The sequence below is a fragment of the Mesorhizobium sp. M7A.F.Ca.US.007.01.2.1 genome (assembly GCF_003998165.1).
GTDB lineage: Bacteria > Pseudomonadota > Alphaproteobacteria > Rhizobiales > Rhizobiaceae > Mesorhizobium > Mesorhizobium ciceri.
Genome location: NZ_RZQP01000539.1, coordinates 1 through 424 on the forward strand (window position 1 = coordinate 1; position 424 = coordinate 424).

1 protein-coding gene is annotated in these 424 nt (G+C 68.2%); it reads left to right on the top strand.

Annotation, left to right across the window (positions count from 1 at the left end; genetic code table 11):
- On the top strand, positions 1–424 hold a 424-nt coding region (locus EN949_RS35675), incomplete at both ends, for an esterase-like activity of phytase family protein (RefSeq protein WP_164782695.1).

A 424-nucleotide genomic window follows, 5' to 3' on the forward strand; every position in this document is an offset into this window, starting at 1 on the left:
ACTCAACGGCGTGCGCGCGGCAAGCGGCGACATGCCGATCCTGCCGCAAGCCGACAATGGCAAGCTGGCGCTCGACAACGAGGCGATCGTGCGGCTGCCCGATGGTTCGATGTTCATCTCCGACGAATACGGCCCGAACATCTATCGGTTTTCCGCCGACGGGCATCTGCTGTCGGCAACCCAGCCACCGGCCGCCTTCGTGCCGATGCGCCACGGCACGCCGAACTTCGCCTCGGACAATCCGGGACCCGGTGCCGCCGAGCCCGATCCGAAGGACCCCGAGACCGGCCGCCAGAACAACCAGGGCCTGGAGGGAATGGCGATGACGCCGGACGGCAAGTTCCTGATCGCGGTGCTGCAATCGGCGCCCCGGCAGGATGGCGGCGATTCGCCCGCGACGCGCCAGAACACGCGTGCGCTGGTC